At 74.4% G+C, this 24,418-nt stretch carries 21 protein-coding genes and 1 pseudogene; 14 read left to right on the top strand and 8 right to left on the bottom strand.

Annotation, left to right across the window (positions count from 1 at the left end):
- The first annotated feature begins 81 nt into the window (after window positions 1-81).
- The gene (locus P3T35_RS04900) at window positions 82-219 is read left to right on the top strand and encodes a VenA family class IV lanthipeptide (RefSeq protein WP_180356426.1); all 138 of its coding nucleotides are present in this window, start codon (window positions 82-84) and stop codon (window positions 217-219) included.
- Window positions 220-251: 32 nt separating this feature from the next.
- Here P3T35_RS04900 and P3T35_RS04895 read toward each other — a convergent pair whose 3' ends face one another.
- Window positions 252-929, bottom strand: coding sequence for a class I SAM-dependent methyltransferase (locus tag P3T35_RS04895; RefSeq protein WP_101380067.1), 678 nt, complete (start codon window positions 927-929; stop codon window positions 252-254).
- Between the two features lie 49 nt (window positions 930-978).
- The gene (locus tag P3T35_RS04890; RefSeq protein WP_101380068.1) at window positions 979-1,899 is read right to left on the bottom strand and encodes a LysR family transcriptional regulator; all 921 of its coding nucleotides are present in this window, start codon (window positions 1,897-1,899) and stop codon (window positions 979-981) included.
- Between the two features lie 128 nt (window positions 1,900-2,027).
- On the opposite strand from P3T35_RS04890, the gene P3T35_RS04885 reads away from it, so the two are divergent.
- Window positions 2,028-3,269, top strand: a complete 1,242-nt coding sequence (locus tag P3T35_RS04885; RefSeq protein WP_101380069.1) for an MFS transporter — start codon at window positions 2,028-2,030, stop codon at window positions 3,267-3,269.
- Window positions 3,270-3,306: 37 nt separating this feature from the next.
- Here the strand turns inward: P3T35_RS04885 and P3T35_RS04880 are convergent, their stop codons facing one another.
- Together P3T35_RS04880 and lanL are read right to left on the bottom strand one after the other, a co-directional pair.
- Window positions 3,307-3,582 carry a nuclear transport factor 2 family protein gene (locus P3T35_RS04880; protein WP_101380070.1) on the bottom strand — a complete coding sequence of 92 codons (276 nt, stop codon included), beginning with the start codon at window positions 3,580-3,582 and terminating at the stop codon, window positions 3,307-3,309.
- Between the two features lie 191 nt (window positions 3,583-3,773).
- Complete coding sequence (lanL, locus tag P3T35_RS04875) at window positions 3,774-6,563, bottom strand: class IV lanthionine synthetase LanL (RefSeq protein ID WP_101380071.1); 2,790 nt, start codon at window positions 6,561-6,563, stop codon at window positions 3,774-3,776.
- A gap of 212 nt (window positions 6,564-6,775) precedes the next feature.
- Here lanL and P3T35_RS04870 point away from each other — a divergent pair, with 212 nt between their 5' ends.
- Window positions 6,776-8,005 (top strand): serine hydrolase domain-containing protein, encoded by a 1,230-nt coding sequence (locus P3T35_RS04870; RefSeq protein ID WP_101380072.1) that lies wholly within the window; start codon window positions 6,776-6,778, stop codon window positions 8,003-8,005.
- A gap of 88 nt (window positions 8,006-8,093) precedes the next feature.
- Here the strand turns inward: P3T35_RS04870 and P3T35_RS04865 are convergent, their stop codons facing one another.
- On the bottom strand, window positions 8,094-8,870 hold the full coding sequence (locus tag P3T35_RS04865; RefSeq protein ID WP_101380073.1) for a class I SAM-dependent methyltransferase: 777 nt from the start codon (window positions 8,868-8,870) through the stop codon (window positions 8,094-8,096).
- A gap of 86 nt (window positions 8,871-8,956) precedes the next feature.
- Here P3T35_RS04865 and P3T35_RS04860 point away from each other — a divergent pair, with 86 nt between their 5' ends.
- The 6 genes from P3T35_RS04860 to P3T35_RS04835 all read left to right on the top strand — a co-directional run bounded on the left by P3T35_RS04860 (window position 8,957) and on the right by P3T35_RS04835 (window position 14,621).
- Window positions 8,957-9,607 carry an HAD family phosphatase gene (locus P3T35_RS04860; RefSeq protein ID WP_101380074.1) on the top strand — a complete coding sequence of 217 codons (651 nt, stop codon included), beginning with the start codon at window positions 8,957-8,959 and terminating at the stop codon, window positions 9,605-9,607.
- A 332-nt stretch (window positions 9,608-9,939) separates the two neighbouring features.
- Window positions 9,940-10,095, top strand: coding sequence for a hypothetical protein (locus P3T35_RS04855; RefSeq protein ID WP_180356427.1), 156 nt, complete (start codon window positions 9,940-9,942; stop codon window positions 10,093-10,095).
- A gap of 158 nt (window positions 10,096-10,253) precedes the next feature.
- Entirely contained in the window at window positions 10,254-10,895 is a 642-nt protein-coding gene (locus tag P3T35_RS04850; RefSeq protein ID WP_101380075.1) for a class I SAM-dependent methyltransferase, read from the top strand.
- A 223-nt stretch (window positions 10,896-11,118) separates the two neighbouring features.
- Window positions 11,119-12,459: a hypothetical protein gene (locus P3T35_RS04845; RefSeq protein ID WP_180356428.1), complete on the top strand. Its 1,341-nt coding sequence runs from the start codon at window positions 11,119-11,121 to the stop codon at window positions 12,457-12,459.
- A gap of 6 nt (window positions 12,460-12,465) precedes the next feature.
- Window positions 12,466-13,464: an N-acetylmuramoyl-L-alanine amidase gene (locus P3T35_RS04840; RefSeq protein ID WP_280704326.1), complete on the top strand. Its 999-nt coding sequence runs from the start codon at window positions 12,466-12,468 to the stop codon at window positions 13,462-13,464.
- A 74-nt stretch (window positions 13,465-13,538) separates the two neighbouring features.
- Complete coding sequence (locus P3T35_RS04835) at window positions 13,539-14,621, top strand: hypothetical protein (protein WP_101380076.1); 1,083 nt, start codon at window positions 13,539-13,541, stop codon at window positions 14,619-14,621.
- Between the two features lie 74 nt (window positions 14,622-14,695).
- Here P3T35_RS04835 and P3T35_RS04830 read toward each other — a convergent pair whose 3' ends face one another.
- The 3 genes from P3T35_RS04830 to P3T35_RS04820 form a co-directional block, all read right to left on the bottom strand.
- Window positions 14,696-15,775, bottom strand: coding sequence for a prenyltransferase/squalene oxidase repeat-containing protein (locus tag P3T35_RS04830; RefSeq protein WP_101380077.1), 1,080 nt, complete (start codon window positions 15,773-15,775; stop codon window positions 14,696-14,698).
- Window positions 15,772-16,506: a class I SAM-dependent methyltransferase gene (locus P3T35_RS04825; RefSeq protein WP_101380078.1), complete on the bottom strand. Its 735-nt coding sequence runs from the start codon at window positions 16,504-16,506 to the stop codon at window positions 15,772-15,774. Before P3T35_RS04825 ends, P3T35_RS04830 begins: the two co-directional genes overlap by 4 nt.
- A 91-nt stretch (window positions 16,507-16,597) precedes the next feature.
- Window positions 16,598-17,926, bottom strand: coding sequence for a glycosyltransferase family 4 protein (locus P3T35_RS04820; RefSeq protein ID WP_101384972.1), 1,329 nt, complete (start codon window positions 17,924-17,926; stop codon window positions 16,598-16,600).
- Between the two features lie 658 nt (window positions 17,927-18,584).
- On the opposite strand from P3T35_RS04820, the gene P3T35_RS04815 reads away from it, so the two are divergent.
- From P3T35_RS04815 to P3T35_RS04795, 5 genes and pseudogenes are all read left to right on the top strand, one after another.
- Complete coding sequence (locus P3T35_RS04815) at window positions 18,585-19,853, top strand: prenyltransferase/squalene oxidase repeat-containing protein (protein ID WP_101380080.1); 1,269 nt, start codon at window positions 18,585-18,587, stop codon at window positions 19,851-19,853.
- Window positions 19,850-21,016 (top strand): SCO2322 family protein, encoded by a 1,167-nt coding sequence (locus tag P3T35_RS04810; RefSeq protein ID WP_280704321.1) that lies wholly within the window; start codon window positions 19,850-19,852, stop codon window positions 21,014-21,016. The genes P3T35_RS04815 and P3T35_RS04810 overlap by 4 nt, the downstream gene beginning before the upstream one ends.
- Before the next feature lie 116 nt (window positions 21,017-21,132).
- Window positions 21,133-21,300: a hypothetical protein gene (locus tag P3T35_RS04805; RefSeq protein ID WP_180356429.1), complete on the top strand. Its 168-nt coding sequence runs from the start codon at window positions 21,133-21,135 to the stop codon at window positions 21,298-21,300.
- Window positions 21,301-21,424: 124 nt separating this feature from the next.
- A complete protein-coding gene (locus tag P3T35_RS04800) occupies window positions 21,425-22,528 on the top strand; it encodes an energy-coupling factor transporter transmembrane component T (RefSeq protein ID WP_101380082.1) in 1,104 nt (367 codons plus the stop codon).
- Window positions 22,525-24,390, top strand: a pseudogene (locus P3T35_RS04795) (ATP-binding cassette domain-containing protein); the annotation flags it as partial. The gene P3T35_RS04800 and the pseudogene P3T35_RS04795, both read left to right, overlap by 4 nt.
- Window positions 24,391-24,418 lie beyond the last annotated feature (28 nt).

The following is a 24,418-nucleotide window of genomic DNA, read 5'->3' as shown; positions in this document are numbered from 1 at the left end:
TGCCCGGCCACCGTGGCCGGGCGGGGCACCACACAACACCGCGCCTGACCCGGGCGCGACCATCAAGGGGAGGAACCCATCATGGAGATGACCGCTTTCGAGACCGACCTCGCGGCCCTGCAGGACCTGCCGGAGACCGAGTCGGTCGAGCTGAACGGCGGCAACGGCTGCCAGTTCACCTGCCTGCTCCTGACCTGCCTGATCTTCACCATCGCCTGACGACCATCGCCTGACGCGATCGGGATCAGCAGTCACCCCGGGTGGCCCAGGGCGTTCGCGCTCCGGGCCACCCGGCCTTGCCCCGGAGCGGGTTTGACCGCCGCGATGCGTTCCACCGTGCCGGCCTTGAGCCGCTGGGCCTCGGTGATCCGCAGCCCGGCCGCCTCGACCAGCGGGCGCTGGCGGCGGGTGAAGTGCTCCCCGGCGGCGCGGATCGTGCCCCGCTCGGCGAGCCGCTGGACGGCGTGCAGGAGCGGCCAGCTGCTGCCGACGTGGTCGAGCAGCAGCAGCGTGCCGCCGGGCCTGAGCACCCGGGCCATCTCACCGACCGCCCGGGTCGGCCGGGGGATGGAGCAGAGCGCCAGCACGCACACCACGGTGTCGAACGTGCCGTCCGCGAAGGGGAGTTCCTCCGCGTCGCCGTCACGCAGGTCGGCGTCGATGCCGAGCTCGGCCGCGCGCCGGACGGCGATCGCCAGCATCGCCGGGCTCAGTTCGATCCCGGTGAGCCGCACGCCGGCCCGGTAGTGGGGCAGGCTGCGGCCGGTGCCGATCGCCACCTCCAGCACGCGGCCGCAGGCGCGGGAGCCGATCCACTCCCGTCCGCCGCCGAACCAGACGCGCTCGAAGAAGGCGATCTGCCGGTCGTAGCCGGGGGCCGCCGAGTCCCACAGCCTGCGCTGCCGGGCGGTGGGGCTCTCCTGCTCCATCGGTGCGCCACCTCCTGCGGGGGCCTGCGGCCCGCTCACCTCCACCTTCTCACCGCACCCAGCCGGGCACCCACCCCTCCACGCGGCATGCCTGGGCTGCCGCGAACTCGCGCAGCGCCGCCAGGGCCGGGTGCGAGTTGTCGTCGCGCCAGACCAGCGCGTGCGGGTACAGCGGCACCGGGTCGACCACCGGGATCCGCCGCAGGTCGTACTCCGCGGGCCAGACCAATCTGGTCCGCTCCGCCGTCAGGGTGGCCACCGTCGCCGAGTCGGCGATCACCTCCAGCAGCGCCTCGCTGCCGAAGTTGGGCCCGACCGCGTCGATGGCGAGCCCGAACTCGGCCACCAACTCGTCGTAGTACGCGGTCCATTCGGTGCCCGGAGAGGCACCCGGGATCCAGATCCGGTGGCCGGTCAGCTCCGCGATGGTGACCTCCCGGGCCGCCGCCAGCGGATGCCGGGGCCCGGCGAGCAGCTGATGGGGCTCGTCGATCACCCGCATCGACCGTACTCCGTCCGGGAGTTGGCGCCCCGGCTGGACGACGGCACGGAACGTCGCATCGATCGCCCCGGAGGCGACGGCGGCGATCGCCGTGTCACCGTCGAAGAGCGTCACCACGTCGAGCTCGATCTCGGGGTGGGCCCGGTGGAACTCCCGCAGCAGCGCCGCCGGCGCGATCCGCATGCCGATCACATCGACCCGCAGCGCGCGCTGCCCCGGCCGCACCGAGGCCACCGCCCGCTCGGCGGACCGCAGCAGCTCGCGGGCGTGCGGGAGGAACGCCTGCCCGTCGATGGTGAGCACCGAGCCGCGCGCGGTCCGGGTGAACAGGCGCACCCCGAGCTCCCCCTCCAGCGTCGCGATCCGCCGGGAGACGGCCTGCTGGGTGATCGCCAGGTCGACGGCCGCGTCCTGGAATCGGCCCGCGTCGGCGGCGGCCACGAATGTGCGCACGGCTTCAAGGTCCATGGGTCGTGATGCTACTGTCACAACGATCCGTTGTGGCTATGCCCCCTCCGATGGGTTTGAACAGCATGTACGCCGCCCGCTTGGATGGTCCGTATCACGGCGGAGTTGTACGACTGGGGAAGGCACACATGGCGAAGCGGCGATCACTCGGGCGGAATTACCACCTTCTCTGGGGTGCCTACGCCGTCAGCGCCTACGGTTCGGGGCTCGGCTTCGGCGCCTTCTCGCTGATCGCGATCCGGGTGCTGCACGCCGGCTCGGCCCAGGTCTCGCTGCTCGCGGCGGCCGGGCTGGCGGTGGGGGCGGCGATCGCGGTGCCGCTCGGGCCCTGGGTGGAGTTCCGCCGCAAGCGGCGGGTGATGGTGGCGATGGACGCGGTGCGGTTCGCCGCCCTGCTGACCATCCCGGCCGCCTATGCCATCGGCCGGCTCAGTTTCCTCCAACTCCTGGTCGTGGCCGTGGTGGTGGCGGCGGCCAAGATCGCCTTCCGGGCGGCCAGCAGCGCCTACCTCAAGTCGCTGGTCCCGCCCGAGGACCTGCTGGCCGCCAACGCCCGCTTCGAGTCGACCACCTGGACGTCCACCGTGCTCGGCCCGCCGCTCGGCGGCGCCGCGATCGGCTGGTTCGGCTCGGTGGTGACGGTACTGGCCGACGCGGTCAGCTATCTGCTCTCCGCGGTGGGGATCGCCGCCATCCGGCACCGCGAACCGCAGCCGGCGCCACCCAGCTCGCCCCGCGCCGGCGGCGGGCTGCTGGACGGCTGGCGCCACATCCTCGGCCACCCCGTGCTGCGCCCGCTGTTCCTCAACTCCGTCCTGTTCAACGCCCTGATCATGGCGACCGAACCGCTGCTCTCCGTGCTGATGCTCGGCCGACTCGGCTTCGCCCCTTGGCAGTACACCCTGGCCTTCGCCACCCCCTGCATCGGCGGCCTGCTCGGCTCACGGCTCTCCAAGCGGGTCGTCGACCGCTACGGCCGGCACCGGGTGCTGCTGGTCGGCGGCACCCTGCGCGCGTGCTGGCCGATCGGCCTGGCCTTCGTCGGCCCCGGCACGGGCGGCATGCTGCTGGTGATCGCCCTCCAGTTCGCCCTGATCGCCTTCATCGGCATCACCAACCCGGTCCTGGCCACCATGCGGCTCGACCACACCGAGCAGCACCTGGTGGCCCGCACCATCTCCGCCTGGTCGATCACCAGCAGCGCCACCATCGCGGCCCTGACCGCCCTCTGGGGCCTGCTCGCCGCCCTCACTGGCCCGCGCACCGCCATCGCGGCCGCGGGCCTGCTCCTGCTGGCGACTCCGCTGCTACTGCCGCGCCAGTCCCCCATGGAGATGGCCACCCTGCCGAACGCCGGCGCCGAGGCGTAGTGCCTACTGCCGGAACGCCGGGGCCTCCTGGCGCCGTTCACGCTTCGGCCGCCAGCGGCACCTCGCCGGCCGGGTTGCTGCAGCCGAGGGCCTCGACGATGCGGCCGTCCCGCACCCTCCTCGGGTCGACGCCCCGCACCCAGTCGGCGGGGCCGTCGCCGTACCGGTACCGCCGGCGGATGGTGGCGTGCTCACCCATCACCACCACCTCGTCCGGCCCGAACCGAGCGGTGCGGTCGACGGCCGGCGCCCGCCAGAACTCCAGGCAGGCCTGTCCGCCGTCGTAACGCCCGCCGTCCGGCGGCTGGTCCATGGCCGGCCGCTGCTGCTGACAGGCCCAGCTTGGGCATCCTGGCGCAGGCGGGGTGCCGACTGACCGCCACGGAGTCGGTGGGCCTGCGCGAGCGCAGTCGGCACGCCCGCGCAGGCCCCGTGGACCGCTACTTCTCGTCGCCCGGTGGGACGGCGCAGAAGTCACTGACCTCGAAGCTGTGATGGCCGGTGTCACAGCACATCAGCGGCTCCAGCAACTCCTCGTCGGTTTCGGGCAGTTCCTGCAGTTCCAGAACCTGGGTATCCATGGTTCGACTCTCCTCTCGGGGTGTACTTCTCTGCTGCCGACGGCCTCCCGACGGGTCGACCCGTGTCGACCAGCCATGAACGGTGGCCGCCGTGTCTGAGGCGGAACAGGAAGTCCAGGACGCCGGCGAAGCCGACGTGGTAGCTCGCGCAGATGTCACGCAGGGTGTCGTCCGGCACCACCAGTCGGCCGCCGCGATGCGCCGCCCTGACGAAGAGGCAGGTGGCGCTCTCCGCCGCCCACCCCCGGTACCGCTGCTCCCCCGTCGCCTCCGCCAGGTCGAGCAGCAACTCCGCGTTGCCGGCCACGCCGTGGCAGTCGCCGGGGCCGAGCCGCCAGCGGTTCTGGTGGACGGCGACGCCAGCCCGCTCCGCATGGGCGCGGAACCGGTCGATCCCGGTCTGCTGCCAGAGGCGGACCAGGAAGGTGCCGATGCCCGAGCTGCCGTTGCACCAGAAGTTCAGGCCCATGCGCTCGGTGCGGCCCGGGCCCTTCGGCCACTCGGCCGAGTCACCCGCCGACTCCGCGACGGCGCAGAGCACCTGGCCGCCGCCGACCGCGATCTCCAGGAGCTCGGGCCGGCCCAGATCGCGGCCGGCGGCAGCCAGGAAGGTGCCGAGCCCGGCGACCCCGTGTCCGAAGCCATAGGAGCCGGCACCCGCCAGCTCGGAGCGGACCCCCTCGCCAAGCGGCCAGTCCACCCCGCCCTGCGCCTGCGAGCTCAGTCGCACCACCCGGTCCGCGCACTCCGATGCCCGCTCGGCGAAGCGCTGGTCGCCCGTCGCGTGCCACAGGTGCAGCTGCGCGGTGCCGGCGCCGGCCAGGCCGTGGCAGACGTCGGGGTTGTGCCAGTCGAGCGGAATGCGCAGCGCGTAGTCGACCGCCCGGCTCGCCAGTGCCTCGTCGCCGAGGGTGCGAGCGGCGTCGTACAGGGCCCAGGCCGTGCCGGAGCGGCCGAAGAAGAGGCCGGGCAACGTCCTGCTGGGCCGCTCCAGGTGGCGGTCCAGCCAGTGCGCGGCGGTGCGCAGCGTCGGTTCGGCCGCGCGGTGCCCGCAGCGGACGGCCCGGTCCAGCACGGCCAGCACGCCGGCCGCGCCCATCTGCACATTGCAGGCGTCGCCGTACGGCAGCGAGCGCGGGCGGGCCCACAGGTACTCGGCCGCCGGGTCGACGGTCTCCGCGAGATGGGCGAGCCCGTCGGTCAGCAGCCGGTCGAGGTCCTCGGAGGCGAACTCGGCGGCCGGTGGCACCGGCCCGTCCTGGGGCTCGGCCGCGAGGAATGAAGCGACCGCCGCCAGCGACCAGCGGCCGGCCGGTTCGGCGGTGAGCCCGAGGATCGCGGGGGCCAGCGCCCGCAGGGCCGGGAACTCGGGCAGCGCGGCCCGGACGATCGCCGCGATCCGCTCGCTGTCCGTCCGCGCGGCCGGGATGTCGGGGGTGAGCACCGGGTTGATGCCGGTGCTCACGTAGAGCAGGGTCGCGCCCAGGCTGTAGCAGTCGACCGCCGGGCCGGGCGCGGGCCGCGGCGGATCGTCCGGCTCGGCGGTCGCCAGGTACTCGGGGGCGGTGAATCCCCGGGTGCCGACCACCCGGACCGGCTCGCCCGGGCGGGCGGCGCACTCCAGGTCGACCAGCACGGGTGTGTCGTCGGCCGCCATCATCACATTGCTCGGCTTGAAGTCCCGCAGCACGAACCCGGCAGCGTGCACCTCGCCGATCAGCCGTGCCAGCCGGCCCGCCAACTGCCGGACGAGTCGCGCCGGCATCCGGCCGCCGGCCTGCCGCGCGCGGTCGACCGCCCACTGCTGCAGGGTGCCGCCATGGATCAACTCCTCTACCAGGAAGACGTGTTCGGCGGCCGTGAACACCTCGTGCACAGCCGGGGCGACACCCCGGGGGGCCAGGCCGCGCAGCACCTCGGCCTCATAACGCAGCCAGTCCCGCGCGTCCCGCCCACTGGGGTCGGCGGCGACGTGGGGCCGGGCCTCCTTCAACAGGACGTCGGCGCCGGTCCGTTCGTCCCGGGCCCGGTAGACGCCGCCCCGATTGGAGTGCCGGATGGCCTCCTTGACCAGATAGCGGTCGGCGAGGCGCACTGGTCCGCCACGCCGCCGCCACGCCGCATCCTCGGGCGCGGGCGGGTCGAACGGCAGCGGGACCCAGGTCGGCGGCGAGAACCACGCCTCCCGCCGGTCGGGCTCCGAACTACCGTCAGGGGCGCGCAGTCGGCCCTCGTAGAACCCCTCGTCGTTCAGCTCGTGCGGCCGGGCGAAGCAGCCGTAGCGGTAGTACACCGGGCTGTCGGGGTGGTAGCGCCGGTCGGAGAGGATAGCGGGGCCGTCCAAGCCGGCCGTGGCCCGGTGGAGCTGCTCGGCGAGCAGCCGCAACTGGTCGTCGTCGGCCGGATAGGCGGTGATGAACTTGCCCGACTGGCCTCGGACCGCCCACACCGAGTTCAGCTCGGCGGCGACCTGCGGGGTGACGGCGAACTTGAACGCGCAGTGGTGCGCCACCAGCACCCGGGCCGCCGCCGCCAGCAGTCGGCACGCGACCCTCGGGGTCGCCGACAGATGCAACTTCCAGCCCTGGTCACGGCACACGTGTCGCGGAGGGGAGACCATGCACCAGGTCTCGTCCTCCTGAACCCGCCACTCGGCCGCGGGAGCCACCTCCCGGACAGCACGCTCGGCGATCGTCCGATAGCTCGGCGTCATGATCCCAGGGTGCCACCGTGGCAAGGCGGACGGGAGGGCCCGGCGGAAAAAAATCGTGCACGGACGAAACTCCGATTATCAGACCCTCAAGGGTCGGCTCAGGGGCTACTCCGGGACGGCTCCGGGTTGATCCCGATACCCGGCGAGCTGACCCGCCGTCAGGCTGGTTCACGTCACCAAGGACCGCACCCCCGAACCACCGGAGCCACCGCATGCAGCCGCTCGCCCGTCGCGCCGCCACCCTCGGCCTGGCCTGCACCGCCCTGATCGGCCTCACCGCCGGCACCGGCGCCCAGGCCTTCGCTGCAGGCGCCCCGGCCTCGACGCACCCGAACACGGCCACCGCCTTCCCGCCTCTCGACCCCACCGCCCTGCGGGCCGCCCTCCAGACCCACCCCACCGACGGGACCGCCGGCGCGATCGCCCGGGTCGGCGAGCCGGGGCAGCTGTGGACCGGCTCCACCACCGACGGCGTGACCGGCCGGGCGATCCCGCCGAACGCGCACTTCCACGTCGGCAGCATCTCCAAGGTCTTCGAGACCACCGTGCTGCTGCAGCTCGCCGCCGAGGGCCGGATCGACCTCGACCAGACCGTGCAGCACTACCTGCCGGGCCTGCTGCCGGGCACCTTCCAGCCGATCACCGTGCGCGAGTTGGTCAACTACACCAGCGGCCTGCCGGACGTGGACGAGGGCGCGCCCGCCGTCGGCGCCGACCAGACGATCGCCGACCGCTACCGGTACCGCACCTTCGACGAGATCATCCAGTCCACCCTGCGCCCCACCGACCGCCCCTGGCCCGGCCCGCACTTCACCCCCGGCACCGAGCAGGAGTACAACTCCCTCGGCTTCCGGATCGCTGGCAAGCTGATCGAGCAGACCACCGGCCGCTCCTTCAGGGACGAGGTCACCGAGCGCGTCCTGAAGCCGCTGCACCTCGAACAGACCTCGGTGCCGGAGGATGATCCGACCATGCCGCGCCCCTACCTGCACGGCTACCTGACGGGCAGTCAGGGTGAGGACGTGGACGTCAGCGAGCAGGGCGGCGACCCGTCCAACATGATCTCCACCCCGGCCGACCTGGACCGCTTTCTCACCACCCTGCTCCAGGGCCGCCTGCTGCCCGCCGCGCAGCAGCAGGAGCTGTTCACCCTGCCCAAGGACGGCCAGGGCAAGCCCGTGCCGTTCGTCAACGGCACCTCCTGCAACAAGCTGGCCTGCTTCGGTGCCGGCCTGATGTCCGTCCAACTGCCCGACGGGCAACTGCTCTGGGGCAAGACCGGGCACGATCTCGGTTACGCCAACGGCATGTTCGCCAGCCGCGATCTGAGCGTCCGCGCCGTCTACTCGGTCTCCAACCTGAGCCTGGACTTCGCCGCCCCGGCCCCCCTGGCCAACCGGCTGCTGACGGCGGTGCTGGACCCGGCCGCCGCAACCGGCTGAGCGCGGGCAGCAGTTCGGTCCCGCCCGGGCGAGCGGGCGGGACCGAACCGGGCGGGACCGAACCGGGCGGGACCGAGCGGAGTGCGGATCAGGGAATCGCGCGGATCAGCACCAGCGAACCGTTGTAGCTCTCCTGGTGCCGCAGGGCGCCGTGGCGCTCGTCCCAGGCGCCGGAGCTCAGTTCGCGGCGGAACTTCTTGAGGTACTGCTCCCGCAGCTCCGGCTCGACGAAGCTCCACGCCGAGCAGGCCTGGCGGGCGCCCGGGTCCAACAGCCGCTCCGGGCGGGCGAAGTAGGCCTCGTTGAAGCCGTCGGTGCAGTCGGCCGGGATCGGCACCCGGTCCACCGCGACGGCACCGCCGAGGGTGTCGGAGATGGTGCTGATCGCGGGGTAGCGCCGGGCCTCGTGGTCGAGGACGTCCGGCGCGTACTGGTGCAGCCAGAAGTCCCGCACCAGTGCGGGGTCGCAGGTCAGGATGACGACCGGACCGCGGGCGACGCGCCGCAGCTCGCGCAGTCCGGCCTTGACGTCGCTCCACTGGTGCACGGTGAAGGTGGCCAGCGCGGCGTCGAACGAGCCGTCCTCGAAGGGCAGTTGCTCGGCCGTGGCGTCAATGGCGGGCGCCAGGTGGTCGGGCCGCTGCTCCCGCATCACCTGGGACGGCTCCACCGCGGTGAACTCGAACGGCCCGGCCTCGTAGGACCCCGCCCCCGCACCGACGTTGACAACGGTGCGAACCTCGCCCAGGGCCTGCTGGATGAGCTCCGCGATGCGCGGATCCGGCTGGCGGTAGTTGCTGTAGCCAGCACCGATGGCACTGTAGTCGGCGTCTCCGGCGCTTCCGTCCTTGAATTCGTTGGTCACGAGGCCAAACCTATCGACAAGCCCGCGCTTTGGGCAGGTCTATGACCATTCAGGGCCACACATCAGGGAGTCGATAGGCTGCCTTGATGGCCTATCAGTTGGTGATCTTCGACAATGACGGGGTGCTCGTCGACAGCGAGCCGACCGCACACCGGATCCTTTCGGGCTATCTGACCGAACTCGGCTTCCCGACCACCCTCGAGGAGTCCTACCACCACTTCCTCGGCAACGCGGGCCGGACGGTCCACCAGGTGATCGCCGACCGCTACCGGGGCGTCCTGCCCGAGGACTTCACGGCGCGCTGCCACGACCGGGTCTTCGCCGCCTTCCGCGAGGGGCTGGCCGCGACGCCGGACGCCGCGGCGGTGCTGACCGAACTGCGGCAGCGCGGTGTGCCGTACTGCCTGGCGTCCTCCTCCGACCACGCCTGGATCGACCTCACCCTGGACCGGGCGGGGCTGCGTCCGCAGCTGCCGCGGGAGGTGGTGTTCAGCGCGCAGGACGTCGACGGCGTGGGCAAGCCCGCTCCGGACCTCTTCCTGCACGCGGCGGCCTCGCTCGGGGTGGCGCCGGGCGACTGCCTGGTGGTCGAGGACAGCCCCAACGGAGTGCGGGCCGCGCGGGCCGCCGGCATGGACGTGCTCGGCTACACCGCTCTGATGCCACCTCAACGGCTCGTCGACGCCGGCGCGACCGCGCTGATCGAGCGGCTGCCGGAGCTGCTCGACCGACTCTGAGAGCGGTGCTGCCCAGCCGGCGCCAGGGCCGGGCCGCGGGGCGGGCGTCGCGGCGGATGTCAGGAGCGACGGCATCGACGTTGCGTGCCGCCGCCGGCGACACGCCGCGTCTGATCGTCCGCCAGGCGCGGGGGTAGATAGGCTTTGTCAGAGTCGGCCATTAGGGTGACCTACCAACGGGGCGAGATCGCTTCGGTGTGCCGCGGGTCGCCGCGCCATACCGAGGCGGCATTTCCCTGTGCCAGGCCCGGTCACGGCGTACGGGCCCGGTCATGGCCGGCGGTGCCGCGCGGCACCACAGACCTTGCACCCACGCACGGAGAAGACGACAGATGTCCGAAACCCTCAACGACACCAGCGACCACGGCGCCGACGAGGCCAACTCGGAGGACGCCGCCCACGGCCGCCACCGCGGTCTGCTCGCCTCGGACGACAACAGCGAGGCCGGCGGGCGCGGCCGCCACCGCATGGAGGCGACCGCGAACTGACGGCCGACGGCCGCATGCGCGATCCCGGGCCCGATTCCGCCACCGGCGGGGTCGGGCCCGTCCCCATGTCCGGGGCACCCAGCCGGCTACCGGCCGGTAATGCGGTGCGAGGATGTCCCCACCCCGTCCGCCCGATCCACCAGCGCAGGAGCAGCACCATGACCGAGACCCCCGCCCCGGCTCCCGAGGTGCTGGCGGCCTTCAGCGCCGCCGACGGCTTCATGCCGGTGGACGAGGGCCTGGCGCTGTACGCGGCCGCCGTCGAGGCCGCCGAGCGCACCGGCCTGCCGGTGCTGGAGATCGGCACCTACTGCGGCCGGTCGGCGATCCTGCTGGCCGACGCCGCCCGCCGCACCGGCACCGTCGCGTTGACCGTCGACCACCACCGCGGCTCCGAGGAGCAGCAGCCGGGCTGGGAGTACCACGACGACACGCTGGTCGACCCGGAGGTCGGCCTGATGGACACGCTGCCCCGGTTCCGCCGCACCCTGCACCGGGCCGGCCTGGAGCGGCACGTGATCGCCCTGGTGGGCCGCTCCCCGCAGGTGGCGGCGGTCTGGGGCGGCCGCCTCTCGCTGGTCTTCATCGACGGCGGGCACACCGACGAGCACGCCACCGGCGACTACGAGGGCTGGGTGCCGCACCTCGCCGAGGACGGCCTGCTGGTGGTGCACGACGTCTTCCCCGACCCCGCCGACGGCGGCCAGGCCCCGTACCGGGTGTACCTGCGGGCGCTGGCCGAGGGGTTCGAGGAGGTCTCGGTCTCCGGTTCGCTGCGGGTGCTGCGCCGCACCGTCTGAGACGGCCCGCTGACCGTGCGTGGTCCGTTACGGCGGATCGGCTCGATTTTTCCGGAGCCGATCCCCTCGGGACCGCGAACGGCCGGTACGGTGACGACGGGCACTCGCGGGGTCCGTACCGGCACCGACGATCCGGACGGGACCGGCGGGCGCGCCGCACCGCGCACCACTGACCACCAGCGACCACGGGCACGGCCGGACCTGAAGGCGGGGGCCACTGAGCATGACGGACCATCAGGGCGACATGACACCCGCGGTCTGGGATCCGGCCGCGAACGGCGGCGCGGGCGGCTGGGTGCGCCGTCCGGCGGCCGGCGGCCCGCCGCGTCCGACCGGGCCCACGCCGCCCGGGGGTGTGCCCGCCTCCCCGATGGCGCCGCAGCCACAGGCCGGGGCAGTGGGCGACCAGGGTCCGATGCTGACCGCCCGTCCGTATCTGCAGGCCGGCCCGCCACCGCCCGTGCCACCGGCCCCGCCCACCGCACCCCCGGCCGCCCCCGGCCCGGCGGCCCTGCAACCCGGCTACGGCTACCCGCCGCCGCGCACCCCGGCGAATCCGCCGACCGCTCCCCTGCCGGCCCCGCCCACCGCACCCCCGGCCGCCCCCGGCCCGGCGGCCCTGCAACCCGGCTACGGCTACCCGCCGGCCGCTCCCCTGCTGCCCCCGCCCCCCGGCGCACCGGGCGGCTACGGCTACCCCCCGGGCACCCCGCCGGACGCGCCCACCGCGATGCTGCCCCCGGTCCCCGCCGGCTACCCCCCGCCGCCCCAGGCCCCGCCCGGCGGCGGTCTGGACCTGCCGGGCCGGTACGAGGATCCGGACGACGAGGACCGCCCGGCCCGCCGCCGCGTCCCGCTGCTGGTCGGCGCCGGCCTGGTGCTGCTGCTCGCGGTGGGCGGCGGCGCGGTGCTGGCGATGCAGAACTCCGGTTCCGGCAGCCCGACCGCCAAGGCGGCGGCCCCGCCCGCCACCGGTGCAACGGCGCCGAGCACGGGCGGCGCGCCGGTGTCCGGCTCGCCGTCGGCCACTGACAGCCCGAGCGCCGGCGCGTCCGACTCGGCGGGCGCCAGTGCGAGCGCGAGCGCGAGTGGCGGGGCGAACGCGCAGAGCGAGGCCCAGGCGCTGGACGCCCTGCTGACCCAGGGCGAGGCTGCCAAGGCCCCGATCGGCAGCGCGGTCGCCCAGGTGGCCAGCTGCCCCGCAAAGGCCGACATCGACGCCGCCGTGCAGACCTTCACCAGCGGCGCCGACCAGCGCGACAAGCTGGTCGCCCAGCTGGCCGTCCTCAACGTGGCCGACATCCCCGGCGGCGCCGACGCCGTGCAGAGCCTGAAGTCGGCCTGGCAGACGTCCGCGGACATCGACCGGGCGTACGCGGCCTGGGCGCAGTCGGTCAGCGCCGGCGGCTGCGCCAACGGCAATCAGGCGCCCGACACCGCGGACAAGCAGAAGGCCGACCAGCTCAACCCGCAGGCCACTCAGGCCAAGAAGGACTTCGTCGCCAAGTGGAACGCGCTGGCCGGCAGCTACGGCCTGGCCAGCCGGACCTGGGACAGGATCTGACAGCTCGTGAACCTCCGTACCACCCGGCCCGCCCAGCCCACTCGTCACCGCGCCGCCGCCCGCCCGGCCCGCGGCGCGCTGCTCGCCGCGCTGGGCCTGACCACGGCACTCGCGCTCACCGGCTGCGGCGGCAGCAGCGCGGCCGCCGGTGCCGCCGCCCCGGCACCGACCAGGCCTGGCAGCGCCGGCCCGAGCGCCTCCCCCAGCAGCGCCGCCGCTAGCAGCGCCAGCCCGAGTGCCGCCGCGAGCAGCGCGCCACCTGGCAGCGCCAGCCCCGGCAGTGCCGGCCCCGGCAGCCCCGCGGGCAAGCCGCTGGCCGGCCGCACCATCGTGCTCGACCCGGGCCACAACCCGAACAACGTCAACCACCCCACCGAGATCAACCAGCAGGTGGACGTCGGCAACGGGCACAAGGAGTGCGACACCACCGGCACCTCGACCGACGCGGGCTACACCGAGGCCGACTTCACCCTGGACGTCTCGCACCGGCTGCGCGACCTGCTGCAGGGCCTCGGCGCCACGGTGATCCTCACCCAGGACGGCGACCGCCCGTACGGCCCGTGCGTCACCGAGCGCGCGGCGATCGGCAACGACGCGCACGCCGACGCCGCCATCTCGGTACACGGGGACGGCGGACCGGCCTCCGGCAGCGGCTTCCACGTGATCATGCCGGCCAAGGTGGTCGCCGGGCAGGCCGACACCACCGCGATCACCGAGCCCTCGCACCAGCTCGGCCTGCTGGTCCGCGACGACTTCCAGCGCGCCACCGGCGAGCAGTTCGCCGACTACATCGCCGATCAGGGCCTGGACACCCGTGACGACCTGGGCGGACTGAACCTGTCCAAGGTGCCCAAGGTGTTCATCGAATGCGGCAACATGCGCAACGCGGGCGACGCCCAGCGGATGACGGATCCGCAGTGGCGGCAGCAGGCGGCCCAGGGCATCGCCGACGGGTTCACCGCCTTTCTGAGCCACGCCGAAGCCACGCCGAGCCCCACCGGCTGACCGGTTGGTACCGGGATCAGTAGAATCACAGGCCGTTACGCCGACACGACACACCAGCGAGGGGAACCAAGACCGTGAATCTGCGCGCTCTCACCAGGGGAGATGCCGCCGTCGCCGGTGCGGCCGTGCTTCTGCTCATCTCGTCCTTCCTGCCGTTCGTCACGGCCGAGGCCTGCTACGAGGGCACCTGCAAGACCATCAGCGGCATGCCGGACAACGCCTGGTCCACCTACCTGCTCCCGGTGCTGCCGTCGATCTACCTGCTGGGCATCGCCGCGGCGGTGCTGATCCTGCTGCAGCGGCTCCAGGGTGAGGCGGCGAAGACCCGGCAGATCCTGGGCCTGCGGCTGGACCAGTGGGGCAGCGGGCTCGCGGTGGCCTCGCTGTGGGCCGCGCTCTGGTCGCTGGCCAGCAGCTCCGACACCCCGGACGTGACCTTCTCCCACTCCTGGGGCGCCTACCTGGGTCTGATCGCCACCGCGGTGCTGACCGGTGCGGCCGTCGCCGGGCCGCTGGTGCCGGCGCTCCAGGCGCCGCTGGTGAGCGACAAGCCGGCCGCCCCGAACTTCCAGCAGGGCTTCCCGGGCCAGGGCTTCCCGCAGGCGGGCGGCTACGGCTACCCGGGTCAGCAGCAGGCGCCGGGTCAGCAGTTCCCCGGCCAGCAGCCGGGCGGCTACGGTTTCCCGGCTCCGGGCGCCGGCCAGGCCGGTGCGCCGGCCGCGTTCGGTCAGCAGCCCGGCCAGCAGCCGCAGTTCGGCCAGCCGGCCCCGGGCGTGGGTGCCCAGCCGCAGCCGCAGGACGCCTTCCCGGCCCCCGCTCCGGCTGCCGCTGCCGCCCCGGTGGCCGCTCAGGGCATCCCCGAGTCGGCCGCCGAGCAGACCGCCGTACTGCCGCCGACCCTGGCCGCCGACCCGGCCCCGGCGGCCGCGGCGCCCGCCCAGAGCGCTCCGGTCGCCGAGTTCGCGCCGTTCTGGTTCGCCGTTCCGGCGCCGCGGTCGCTGGCCCCCAAGGACGGCTCGGCCGGCCCGCCGGTCGGCCAGCTGGTGCCCGGCACCTGGTACCTGGCGGTGGAGCAGCGCGGCACCGCCCTGGTGGCCCAGCTGCAGGACGGCACCCAGGGTGTGCTGGTGGATGTCACCGGCATCCAGCGCGGCTGACCGCAGCCGAGCTCAACTGCGAACGGCCCGGCGGGAGTTCTCCCGCCGGGCCGTTCGGCATTTCCGCGCTGCGGTCAGCAGCAGCCTTGCACGGCAAGCCCGCCCGGCAGCTGGTCGGCGGCGAAGACGGCGCAGGTGGCGGGGTCGCCACCGAGCACGGCCACCGCGAGCAGCATCGAGCCGGCGGTCCAGGTGGTGTGCTCCTCGGGCCAGATGGCGTCGTCCTCGAAGACGTAGCCGGTCCAGTAGGAGCCGTCCTGGTTCCGCAGCCGGCGGATCCAGCGCAGGATGGTCGCGGCGTCCTCGTGCCGGCCCACCGCCCAGAGCGCGAGGGCGAGTTCGGCGCTCTCGCCACCGGTCACCCAGGGCCGGTCGCTGACGCAGCGCACCCCGAGCCCGTCGACCACGAAGCGGTCCCAGTCGGCCGCCAGCCGGCGCTCGGCCGCGGCACCGCTCAGCGCGCCGCCGAGCACCGGGTAGTACCAGTCCATCGAGTAGCGGCCCTTGTCGAGGAACCGCTCGGGGTGCTCGGCCACCGCGTGCTGCAGCAGACCGGCCGCCAACTCCCAGTCGGGCTGGGGCTCCTGGCGGTGCTCGGCGATGGCAAGACCGCACCGCAGGGCGTGCAGGATGCTGGACGAGCCGGTCAGCAGCGCCTCCTGCGCGGGTGCGCCGTCCTCGTCCAGCCGCCAGGCTATCGGGCCGCCGGGCAGTTGCAGGCCCACCGTGAAGTCCAGTGCCCGGCGCACCACCGGCCACATCCGGTCCAGGAAGGCGTCATCGCCGGTGGTCAGGTAGTGGTGCCAACTGCCCACCGCCGCATAGGCGCAGAAGTTGCTCTCGACCGCCCGGTTGCTGACGCCCGGGGCACCGTCGCCGTAGTAGCCGGCGTACCAGGAGCCGTCCGGGTTCTGCTGCTCGGCCAGCCAGCGGTAGGCGCGCTCGGCGGCGGCGTGCTCGCCGGCCGCGTCCAGGGCCATCGCCGCCTCGGTGTGGTCCCACGGGTCGAGGTGGCCGCCGGTGAACCACGGGATGCCGCCGTCGGGGCGCTGCTCGGCCAGGATCGAGCGCACGGTGGCGGCGGCCTCGGCGGCGTCCAGCACGCCGGTCAGCAGCAGGGTCTCGGGGGCCGCCACACCCTCGGGGATCGTCATTCGGCGGTCCGGTTGGGCTTGCTGGCGTAGGCGACGAAGCTCTTGCCGATCACCGGGTTGAGCGCGGCCTCGGCGGCCTTGGTGAGCTTGCTGATCACCGGGGTGCCGACGATGTCCCAGACCAGCAGCTGGTGGTAGGCCCGCACCGGCAGCGCCTTGTCGTTGTTGACGCCGACCGCGCACTTGATCCACCAGTACGGCGAGTGCAGGGCGTGGGCGTGGTGGGTGCCGTACGGCTTGAGGCCGGCGTCGCGCAGCTTGTCCAGCAGCTCGTCACCGCGGTAGATCCGGATGTGGCCGCCCTCGACCTCGTGGTACTCGTCGGAGAGCGACCAGCAGATCTTCTCCGGCAGCCAGCGCGGCACCGTGACGGCGAGCAGCCCGCCGGGCTTGAGCACCCGGAACATCTCGTTGAGGACGCCCTTGTCGTCCGGGATGTGCTCCATCACCTCGGAGATGATGATCTTGTCGAAGGACTCGTCCTCGAACGGCAGCGCCAGCGCGTTGCCCTCCATGGCCACCGCGCTCGCCCCCTCGGGCGCCTCGCCGGCCGCGGCCATCGCGGCGAACCACTTGCGGACCTCGGCGATCTCGTCGGCGTTCTGGTCCAGGGCCACCACGTTGGCGCCGCGGCGGTAGCACTCGAACGCGTGCCGGCCACCGCCGCAGCCCAGATCGAGCACCCGGTCGCCCGGGGCGAGTGGGAAGCGGGAGAAGTCGACGGTCAGCACTGCGGGACTCCCATTCGTTACGACGCCTTCGTTACGACGTCAAGCGGGGGTGACGGGTGATCAGGTGACGGAGGTTCACGGCCGCGGACGGTCAGACATAGCGCCAGCCCGGACCGGAGCGGGCCCGCTGCCCGACCCCGGTGGCGATCGCCGCCCGGTAGCAGACGGCGGTGCGCTCGGCGGCCCGTTCCCACGTGAAGCCGGCCAGCACCCGGGCCCGGCCGGCGGCCCCGAGACGGGCCCGCAGCTCGGGATCGTCCAGCAGCCGGGCGAGCGCGCCGGCCAGCGCGTCCGCGTTCCCGGGCGGCACGGCCAGGCAGGTCTCGCCGTCCGGCCCGGCCACCTCGGGGATCGCCCCGCCGGTACTGGCCACCAGCGGGGTGCCGGTGGCCATCGCCTCGGCGGCCGGCAGCGAGAACCCCTCGTAGAGCGAGGGCACGCAGGCCACCTCGGCGGACCGGTAGAGCTCGACCAGCTCCTGGTCGCTCAGCCCGGTGCGGAACTCGATGTGCCGCTCCAGCCCGAACCGCTTCACCGCGTCCGCGACCGGGCCCTCGCCCTGCTTCTTGCACACCACCACCAGATGCGCGTCACGCTCGGTGCGCACCTTGGCGAGCGCCTCCACCAGGTACACCAGCCCCTTGAGCGGCACGTCCGCGCTGGAGGTGGTGACGATCCGTCCGGGCACCACGGGCACCGCGTCGGACGGCGACCAGAGCCGGGTGTCGGCGCCGATCGGCACCACCTGGATGCTGCCCGGCGCGGTACCCAACTGGTCGACGATGTCGGCCTTGGAGCTGCCGGACACCGTGATCACATGGTCGAGGCGGGCCGCGACCCGGCGCTGCATCCGGGTGAACGCGTACCAGCGGCGCAGCGACAGCCGACGGGCCCGGGTGTCGGCGGCCGCCAGCTCCAGGCGGCGGTCCTCGGTGACCGGGTGGTGCACCGTGGTGACCAGCGGGAAACCGTGCCGGGCCAGGCCCAGCAGGCCGTAGCCGAGGGTCTGGTTGTCGTGCACCACGTCGTAGCGCCCGCGGTGCCTGGCCAGGTACTGCCGGGCCCGCAGCGAGAAGGTGAGCGGCTCCGGGAACCCGCCGGTCCACATGGTGGCGACCTCCAGCGCGTCCACCGGGCCGCGCAGCTCGGCGGCCTTCGGGGTGCGGAACGGGTCGTCGGCCCGGTACAGGTCCAGGCTGGGCAGCTTCACCAGGCGCACCTTGCCGGGGCTGGTGTCCTCGCCTTCGTCTAGCACGGGGTAGGGCTGGGCGCCGATCACGTCGACGTGGTGACCGAGCCGGGCCAGCTCCCGGGACAGGTGGCGGACGTACACACCCTGGCCACCGCAGAACGGGTCACCCCGGTAGGAGAGCAGCGCGATCCGCAGCGGCTGGTCGGCGGTGGGTGGCTGCCCCGTCATGGTCGGCCCCTTCTTGCCCACGCCCACCGGGCCGAGCGTGTGAACTCCAGAGACCCTGAAGATTACCGGCCCGTAGCTTGTGCTTCGCAGGGCGGGCTGGTGATTCACACCACGCCACGTTGGGGGCACTGGTACTGCGGCGCCTGCGGGGGTGCGACGGGTCGGTGGGGGGTGGTGGGGGAGCTGCGACGGGTCGGGGACGACGGGGCGCGGGGGGCTGCGGGGGCACTGGGGCGACGGGGCGCGGCGCTGCGGCGGGTCTGGGACAGCGGCTCTCGGGCCGCTGGGGCGACGGGGCGCGTGGGCGACGGGGCGACGGGGCGCGTGGGCGCTGCAGGGCGCTGGCACGACGGCTGGCGCGGCGCTGCGGCGGGTCTGGGACAGCGGCTCTCGGGGTCCTGCGGCGGCCCGCGTGGGCCTGCGGCCGCGGTGACGACGGCCCGCAGGGGCCCTGAGGCGGATCCGGATCGGCGACTCGCGGGGCCCGGGCGACGACTCGCGTGGGCCCGCGGGGGCGCCGGCACGACGGCTCGCGGGGCCCTGCCGTGGGCTCCGGCTAGAGTCTTGGTGGCCGCGCTCGGCCCCGGCCATGGCCGGGTGCGGGGACCGCGGCCGGTCTGCTCCGTCTGCCCGTCCACCGAAAGGCCCGCGCTCCGCCATGCTCGCACCCGCCCGTATCGGGGCCGCCCTGCTCGCCGCCGGCCTGCTCACCGGTCTCGCCACCGGCCCGGCGCTGGCGGACTCGGGCGCACCGTCCGCCCCCGCGTCGGCGACGGCACCGTCCTCGCCGCCCGCCCCCGCGGCGGCCCCCAGTGCGCTGTACGGCAAGAGCGACCCCACCTATGACGGCGTCTACCGGCAGTCGCTGGCGCTGCTCGCGCTGAAGGCCACCGGCCAGACGCCCCCGACCGCCGCGGTGGACTGGCTGAAGGGCCAGCAGTGCACGGACGGCGGCTGGCCGTCGTTCCGCGCCGACACCGGCACCGCCTGCGCGGCCGCCACCGAGGACAGCAACGCGACCGCGCTGGCGATGCAGGCCCTGGTGGCGCTCGGCGGGCACCAGGACGCGGTGGACAAGGGCACCGGCTGGCTGAAGGCCAACCAGAACGCCGACGGCAGCTGGTCCTACAACCCCGGCAACGCGGGCGACGCCAACTCCACCGGTCTGGCCGTGAGCGCGCTGCACGCGGCCGGAGTGGACCCGAAGACCGTCGCCAAGCAGGGCAAGAGCGGGGTGCAGGCGCTGACGGCACTGCAGCTCGACTGCAAGGCGGCGGCCGACCAGCGCGGCGCGCTCGCCTACCAGGCGGCCGCCCCCGGCGCCGCGCCGGCCGCCAACGCGCTGGCCACCGCCCAGGCCGGGCTGGCCCTGGCCGACGGCTCGCTGCCGGTGACGGCGGGCAGTGCGCAGCCGGGTGCGCCGAAGCCGCTGGACTGCTCGGGTGCCGTCGCGCCCGCCGAGGGCTCGGCCGCCTACCTGGTGGGCGCGCTGGGCGCCAACGACCGGCACCTGATGCTCGCCATGCCCGGTGCGGCCCCCACGCCGGACTTCGCGGCCACCTCCTGGGCGGTGCTGAGCCTCGCCAAGGCCGGCTACGGCGCACAGGCGGGCCCGGCCGTGGACTGGCTGTCCGCCAACGCCGCCGGCTGGCTGCACAACAAGTCCGGTACCGACGCGGCCGCCACCGCCACGCTGATCCTCACCGCCAAGGCCGCCGGGCGCGATCCGCACTCGTTCGCCGGCACCGACCTGGTCAGCAGCCTGGCCGCCGCCGGCCCGGCCGCGCCGTCCGCCGCCACCAGCACCCCCGCCACCAAGCACAGCAGCGGCTCGGGCGGCCTCAACCCGTTCTGGATCGCGGGCGGCGGCCTGCTGATCGGCATCGGCTACGGCGTCTACCTGAGCAAGCGCAAGCGCCAGTCGTGACCCGGCCCCACCGGGCGGGGCACGGAACCACAACACCCCCACCCCCGCCCGGCCCGACCGCACAGCACCCGCGAACCACCACCCGAACCACCGCCGGGGCCACCGCAGTCACACCCCCAGCCGCCCAGACCACCCGGCACCCGGCCACCACCACAGCCAACGACAAGTCCCCCGCAACCCCACACCCACCCCGCCCGACCGCACAGCACCCGCGAACCACCACCCGAACCACCGCCGGGGCCACCGCAGTCACACCCCCAGCCGCCCAGACCACCCGGCACCCGGGAACCGCTGCCACGCCCCTCGCAGCGCAACCCACCACCCCCGGCACCCCCAGCACCCCCAGCACCCCCAGCACCCCCAGCACCCCCAGCACCCCCAGCACCCCCGGCACCCCCGGCACCCCCGGCACCCCCGGCACCCCCGGCACCCCCGGCACCCCCGGCACCCCCGGCACCCCCGGCACCCCCGGCACCCGGCGGGCAACGACCCACCGCACCACCGTCGTTGCCGCGCTGCTCGCCACCCTGGTCGGCCTGCTGCTCGCGGCCGCCGGCCCGGCGCAGGCCGCCGACTACCGCTACTGGTCGTTCTGGCGCGGGACTTCGGGCAGCTGGGCCTATCAGCAGCAGGGCCCGGCCATGTACCAGCCGCCGGACGGCAGCGTGGACGGCTGGCGCTTCACCCTCAGCCAGGGCGTCGGCCAAGCCGACGAACGCCCGGGCGCTGCCCCCGACTTCGCCACGCTGTGCGCCAACGTCCCGGCGCAGCCCGGGCGCAAGCGGGTCGGCGTCGTCCTAGACTTCGGCACGCCCACTGACGCACCGTCAGCCCATGTTGATCCCCCGTCACTTCGCACCACCTGTGCCCAGGTGCCAACCCAGGCGAGCTCCGCCGAGGTGCTGGCTGCCATCGCCCCGCCGCTGCGCTACGACACCAACGGGATCCTCTGCGCCATCGCCGGTTACCCGGTCAGCGGCTGCGGCGAGGCGTTGACCGGCCCGGCCCCGGCCACAGCAGCGGCGCCCACCGCACCGCGCGCGACCACCCCCGCCCTGCCACTCCCCGCCGCCCTGGCCCTGATCGCCCTGGTGACCGGGGGCGCCGCCTGGCTGGCCCACCGCCGACGCACCACCACACACAGCACCCCCGACCGCCCATGAACCGCACACCCGACCACCCACGCCCCACCACCCAGCGCCAGCGCCCAGCCCCCGCCCCGCCCTGCCCAGCACCCTCATCACCAACGCCCGCCCACCGACCCCATCGAGCGCGCCCCATGACACCCCCGCAGCACCTCTGCGCCGCCGCCCTGCCGCTGCTCACCCTGCACACCGCGGGAGCCCTCGGCGCACTCGCCCTCACCGCGACCTCGCGCGGCATCCGCCCGAAGCCGCCCCAGTGCGAGATACCCGCCCCCGACACCCACCCCCGGCCCACCCCATGACCACCACCGCCCTCCCCAAAAGTCGGCCCACCCGACTCCCCGCCCACCCCACCACCACGCCCCACACGCACACCACCACCGCCACCCCCCACACCCACACGCACCCCCACCCCCGGCCAACCCCATGACCGCCACCCCCAACTCCCGCCCGCTGCACCCCGGCGCCTGGTGGCTCTGGGCGCTCGGGCTGGCCGCCGCCGCGTCGCGCAGCACCAACCCGCTGCTGCTCCTGCTGATCATGGCCAGCGCCGCCCTGGTGGTGGCCGCCCGGCGGACCGAGGCACCATGGGCCCGTAGCTACGCCGGTTTCCTACGGGTGGCACTGGCGGTGCTGGCGCTGCGGTTGGTGTTCACGCTGCTCCTCGGCTCCCCGGTGGCGGGCTCGCACACGATCCTGACGCTCCCCCAACTCCCCCTCCCCGCCTGGGCGCAGGGAGTGCGGATCGGCGGCCGGGTGACCCTGGAGGGGCTGCTCTTCACGCTCTACGACGCGCTGCGGCTGGCCGCCGTGCTGGTCTGCGTGGGCGCGGCCAATGCGCTGGCCTCACCGGCCCGGCTGCTGCGACTGCTGCCCGGCGCGCTCTACGAAGTGGGGGTGGCGGTGGTGGTCGCGCTCTCCTTCGCGCCCAACCTGCTGGCGGACGTGCAGCGGCTGCGGGCGGCCCGGCGGCTGCGGGGCCGCCCGGATCGCGGGGTGCGCTCGATGCTGAGCGTCGGACTGCCCGTACTGGAGAGCGCCTTGGAGCGCTCGATCGCGCTCGCCGCCGCGATGGACACCCGGGGCTTCGGCCGCACCCGTCCGGTATCGCGTGCCCTCGCCCGGGCCACCACCGCCTGCACCGTCCTCGGGCTGCTGGGCCTGTGCGCGGCGGTCTTCGGGCTGCTCGGCTCGGACGGCGGCGGTTGGGCACTGCCCGCGCTGCTCGCCGGCCTGGCGCTGACCGCCACCGGCCTGGCGCTCGGCAGTCGCCGCACCGTGCGGACCCGCTACCGGCCGGAGGGATGGTCCTGGCCCGAGTGGCTGGTGGCCGGCTCGGGGCTGGCCGCGGCGGCCGTGGTGACGGTGCTCTCGGTGCGCGACCCGGCTCCCTTCACACCCACCGTGGTTCCGCCGACTGCCCCGGTACTGCCGCTGTTCGCCGCGCTCGCCGTACTGCTGGCGCTGCTCCCCGCCATCGCCGCACCCCGACCGCTCCCCCTCACTCCCGCCCTGGACGGCCGCTCGTGATCACCTTCGACCAGGTCAGCGTCCACTACCCGGACGCCGCCGCCCCGGCCCTCGCCGGCCTCGATCTCACCATCCCCGAGGGCGAGCTGTGCCTGCTGGTCGGCCCGTCGGGGGCCGGCAAGTCCACCCTGCTGGGCCTGGTCAGCGGCCTGGTGCCGCACTTCACCGGCGGGCTGCTGCGCGGCCGGGTGACGGTGGCCGGCCGGGACACCCGGGAGCACCGGCCGCGCGAACTGGCCGACCTGGTCGGCACCGTCGGCCAGGACCCGCGCGCTCAGTTCGTCACCGACACCGTCGAGGAGGAACTCGCCTACGGCATGGAGTCGTTGGGGATCGCGCCGGCGGTGATGCGGCGCCGCGTGGAGGAGACACTGGACCTGCTCGGCCTGGCCGAGCTGCGCGGCCGCCCACTGGCCACCCTGTCGGGCGGTCAGCAGCAGCGGGTGGCGATCGGCTCGGTGCTGGCCGTGCACCCCAGGGTGCTGGTGCTGGACGAGCCCACCTCGGCCCTCGATCCCGGCGCGGCCGAGGAGGTGCTCGCCGTGGTGCAGCGGCTGGTGCACGACCTGGGCATCACCGTGCTGATGGCCGAACACCGCCTGGAACGGGTGGTGCAGTACGCCGACCAGGTGCTGCTGCTGCCCGGTGACGGCCGTGCGCCGCTGCTCGGCGCGCCGGGCGAGGTGCTCGCCGAGTCGCCGGTCTTCCCGCCGGTGGTGGGCCTGGGCCGGCTGGCCGGCTGGTCGCCGCTGCCGCTCTCGGTGCGTGACGCCCGCCGCCGCGCCGCCGACCTGCGGGAACGCCTGGCACACCACCAGCCACCCACCGCCTCACAGGGCCCAGGCACCGAAAGTCGACCCACCCGACTTCTCCACCGCACCACCAGCCCCCAGGGCCCCACCACCGCCCCCACCGAAAGTCGACCCACCCGACTTCTCCATCGCACCACCAACCCCCAGGACCCCACCACCGCCCTTACCTCCCCCGAAAGTCGGCCCACCCGACTGCTCCGCCGTCTCACCAACCCCCAGGACCCCACCACCGCCCCCACCGAAAGTCGACCCACCCGACTGCTCCGCCACCTCGCCAACCGCCAAGCCCCGGCCACCACCCCACCCCCGGTCGCCGTCGTCGACCGGCTGGCCGTCCGGCGCGGCCCGGTCCCCGCCGTGCGCGGCGTCTCACTCGCACTGCGCGCCGGTGAGGTCACCGCGCTGATGGGACGCAACGGCGCGGGCAAGTCCAGCCTGCTCGGCGCGCTGGCGGGCCTGCATGCCGCATCGAACGGTTCGGTGCGGGTGGGCGACCTGACCCCGCACCGGGCCCGCCCGGCCGAGCTGGTCCGCCGGGTCGGCCTGGTTCCGCAGGACCCCCGCGACCTGCTCTACGCCGAGACCGTGGCCGCCGAGTGCGCCGCCGCCGACCGGGACGCGGGCGCCGAACCGGGACGCTGCCGCGCCCTGCTGGAGCGCCTCCTGCCCGGCCTGCCGGACGCCGCCCATCCGCGCGACCTCTCCGAGGGGCAACGGCTCACCCTGGCCCTGGCCGTGGTGCTGGCGGCCCGCCCGGCGCTGCTGCTGCTCGACGAGCCGACCCGCGGCCTCGACTACCCGGCCAAGGCCCGGCTGGTCGAGATCCTCAGCGGCCTCGCCGCGGACGGACACGCGATCCTGCTGGCCACCCACGACGTGGAGCTGGCCGCCGAGCTGGCGCACCGCACCCTGGTGCTGGCCGACGGCGAGCTGGTGGCCGACGGCCCGTCCGCCGAGGTGGTGCTGGCCTCCCCGGTGTACGCCCCGCAGGTGGCCAAGGTGCTCGCCCCGCAGCCGTGGCTGACGGTGACCCAGGTCGCGGCCGCCCTGGCTGACGACGGCACCCCAACCGAGCAGC

It is taken from the genome of Kitasatospora sp. GP30 (assembly GCF_029892145.1).
Classification (GTDB): Bacteria; Actinomycetota; Actinomycetes; order Streptomycetales; family Streptomycetaceae; genus Kitasatospora; species Kitasatospora acidiphila.
The sequence above is the reverse complement of the archived record's forward strand: the minus strand, read 5'-3'. Positions and strand labels throughout refer to the sequence as shown.

Bases quoted from the DNA above. Each gene is read 5' to 3' on its own strand.
- P3T35_RS04855 (WP_180356427.1), top strand. From the start codon at position 9,940: ATGTCCGAAACCCTCAACGACACCAGCGACCACGGCGCCGACGAGGCC.
- P3T35_RS04880 (WP_101380070.1), bottom strand. From the start codon at position 3,582: ATGGACCAGCCGCCGGACGGCGGGCGTTACGACGGCGGACAGGCCTGC.
- P3T35_RS04830 (WP_101380077.1), bottom strand. From the start codon at position 15,775: ATGACGATCCCCGAGGGTGTGGCGGCCCCCGAGACCCTGCTGCTGACC.
- P3T35_RS04860 (WP_101380074.1), top strand. From the start codon at position 8,957: ATGGCCTATCAGTTGGTGATCTTCGACAATGACGGGGTGCTCGTCGAC.
- P3T35_RS04870 (WP_101380072.1), top strand. From the start codon at position 6,776: ATGCAGCCGCTCGCCCGTCGCGCCGCCACCCTCGGCCTGGCCTGCACC.
- P3T35_RS04850 (WP_101380075.1), top strand. From the start codon at position 10,254: ATGACCGAGACCCCCGCCCCGGCTCCCGAGGTGCTGGCGGCCTTCAGC.
- P3T35_RS04890 (WP_101380068.1), bottom strand. From the start codon at position 1,899: ATGGACCTTGAAGCCGTGCGCACATTCGTGGCCGCCGCCGACGCGGGC.
- P3T35_RS04845 (WP_180356428.1), top strand. From the start codon at position 11,119: ATGACGGACCATCAGGGCGACATGACACCCGCGGTCTGGGATCCGGCC.
- lanL (WP_101380071.1), bottom strand. From the start codon at position 6,563: ATGACGCCGAGCTATCGGACGATCGCCGAGCGTGCTGTCCGGGAGGTG.
- P3T35_RS04895 (WP_101380067.1), bottom strand. From the start codon at position 929: ATGGAGCAGGAGAGCCCCACCGCCCGGCAGCGCAGGCTGTGGGACTCG.
- P3T35_RS04805 (WP_180356429.1), top strand. From the start codon at position 21,133: ATGACACCCCCGCAGCACCTCTGCGCCGCCGCCCTGCCGCTGCTCACC.
- P3T35_RS04800 (WP_101380082.1), top strand. From the start codon at position 21,425: ATGACCGCCACCCCCAACTCCCGCCCGCTGCACCCCGGCGCCTGGTGG.
- P3T35_RS04885 (WP_101380069.1), top strand. From the start codon at position 2,028: ATGGCGAAGCGGCGATCACTCGGGCGGAATTACCACCTTCTCTGGGGT.
- P3T35_RS04820 (WP_101384972.1), bottom strand. From the start codon at position 17,926: ATGACGGGGCAGCCACCCACCGCCGACCAGCCGCTGCGGATCGCGCTG.
- P3T35_RS04900 (WP_180356426.1), top strand. From the start codon at position 82: ATGGAGATGACCGCTTTCGAGACCGACCTCGCGGCCCTGCAGGACCTG.
- P3T35_RS04815 (WP_101380080.1), top strand. From the start codon at position 18,585: ATGCTCGCACCCGCCCGTATCGGGGCCGCCCTGCTCGCCGCCGGCCTG.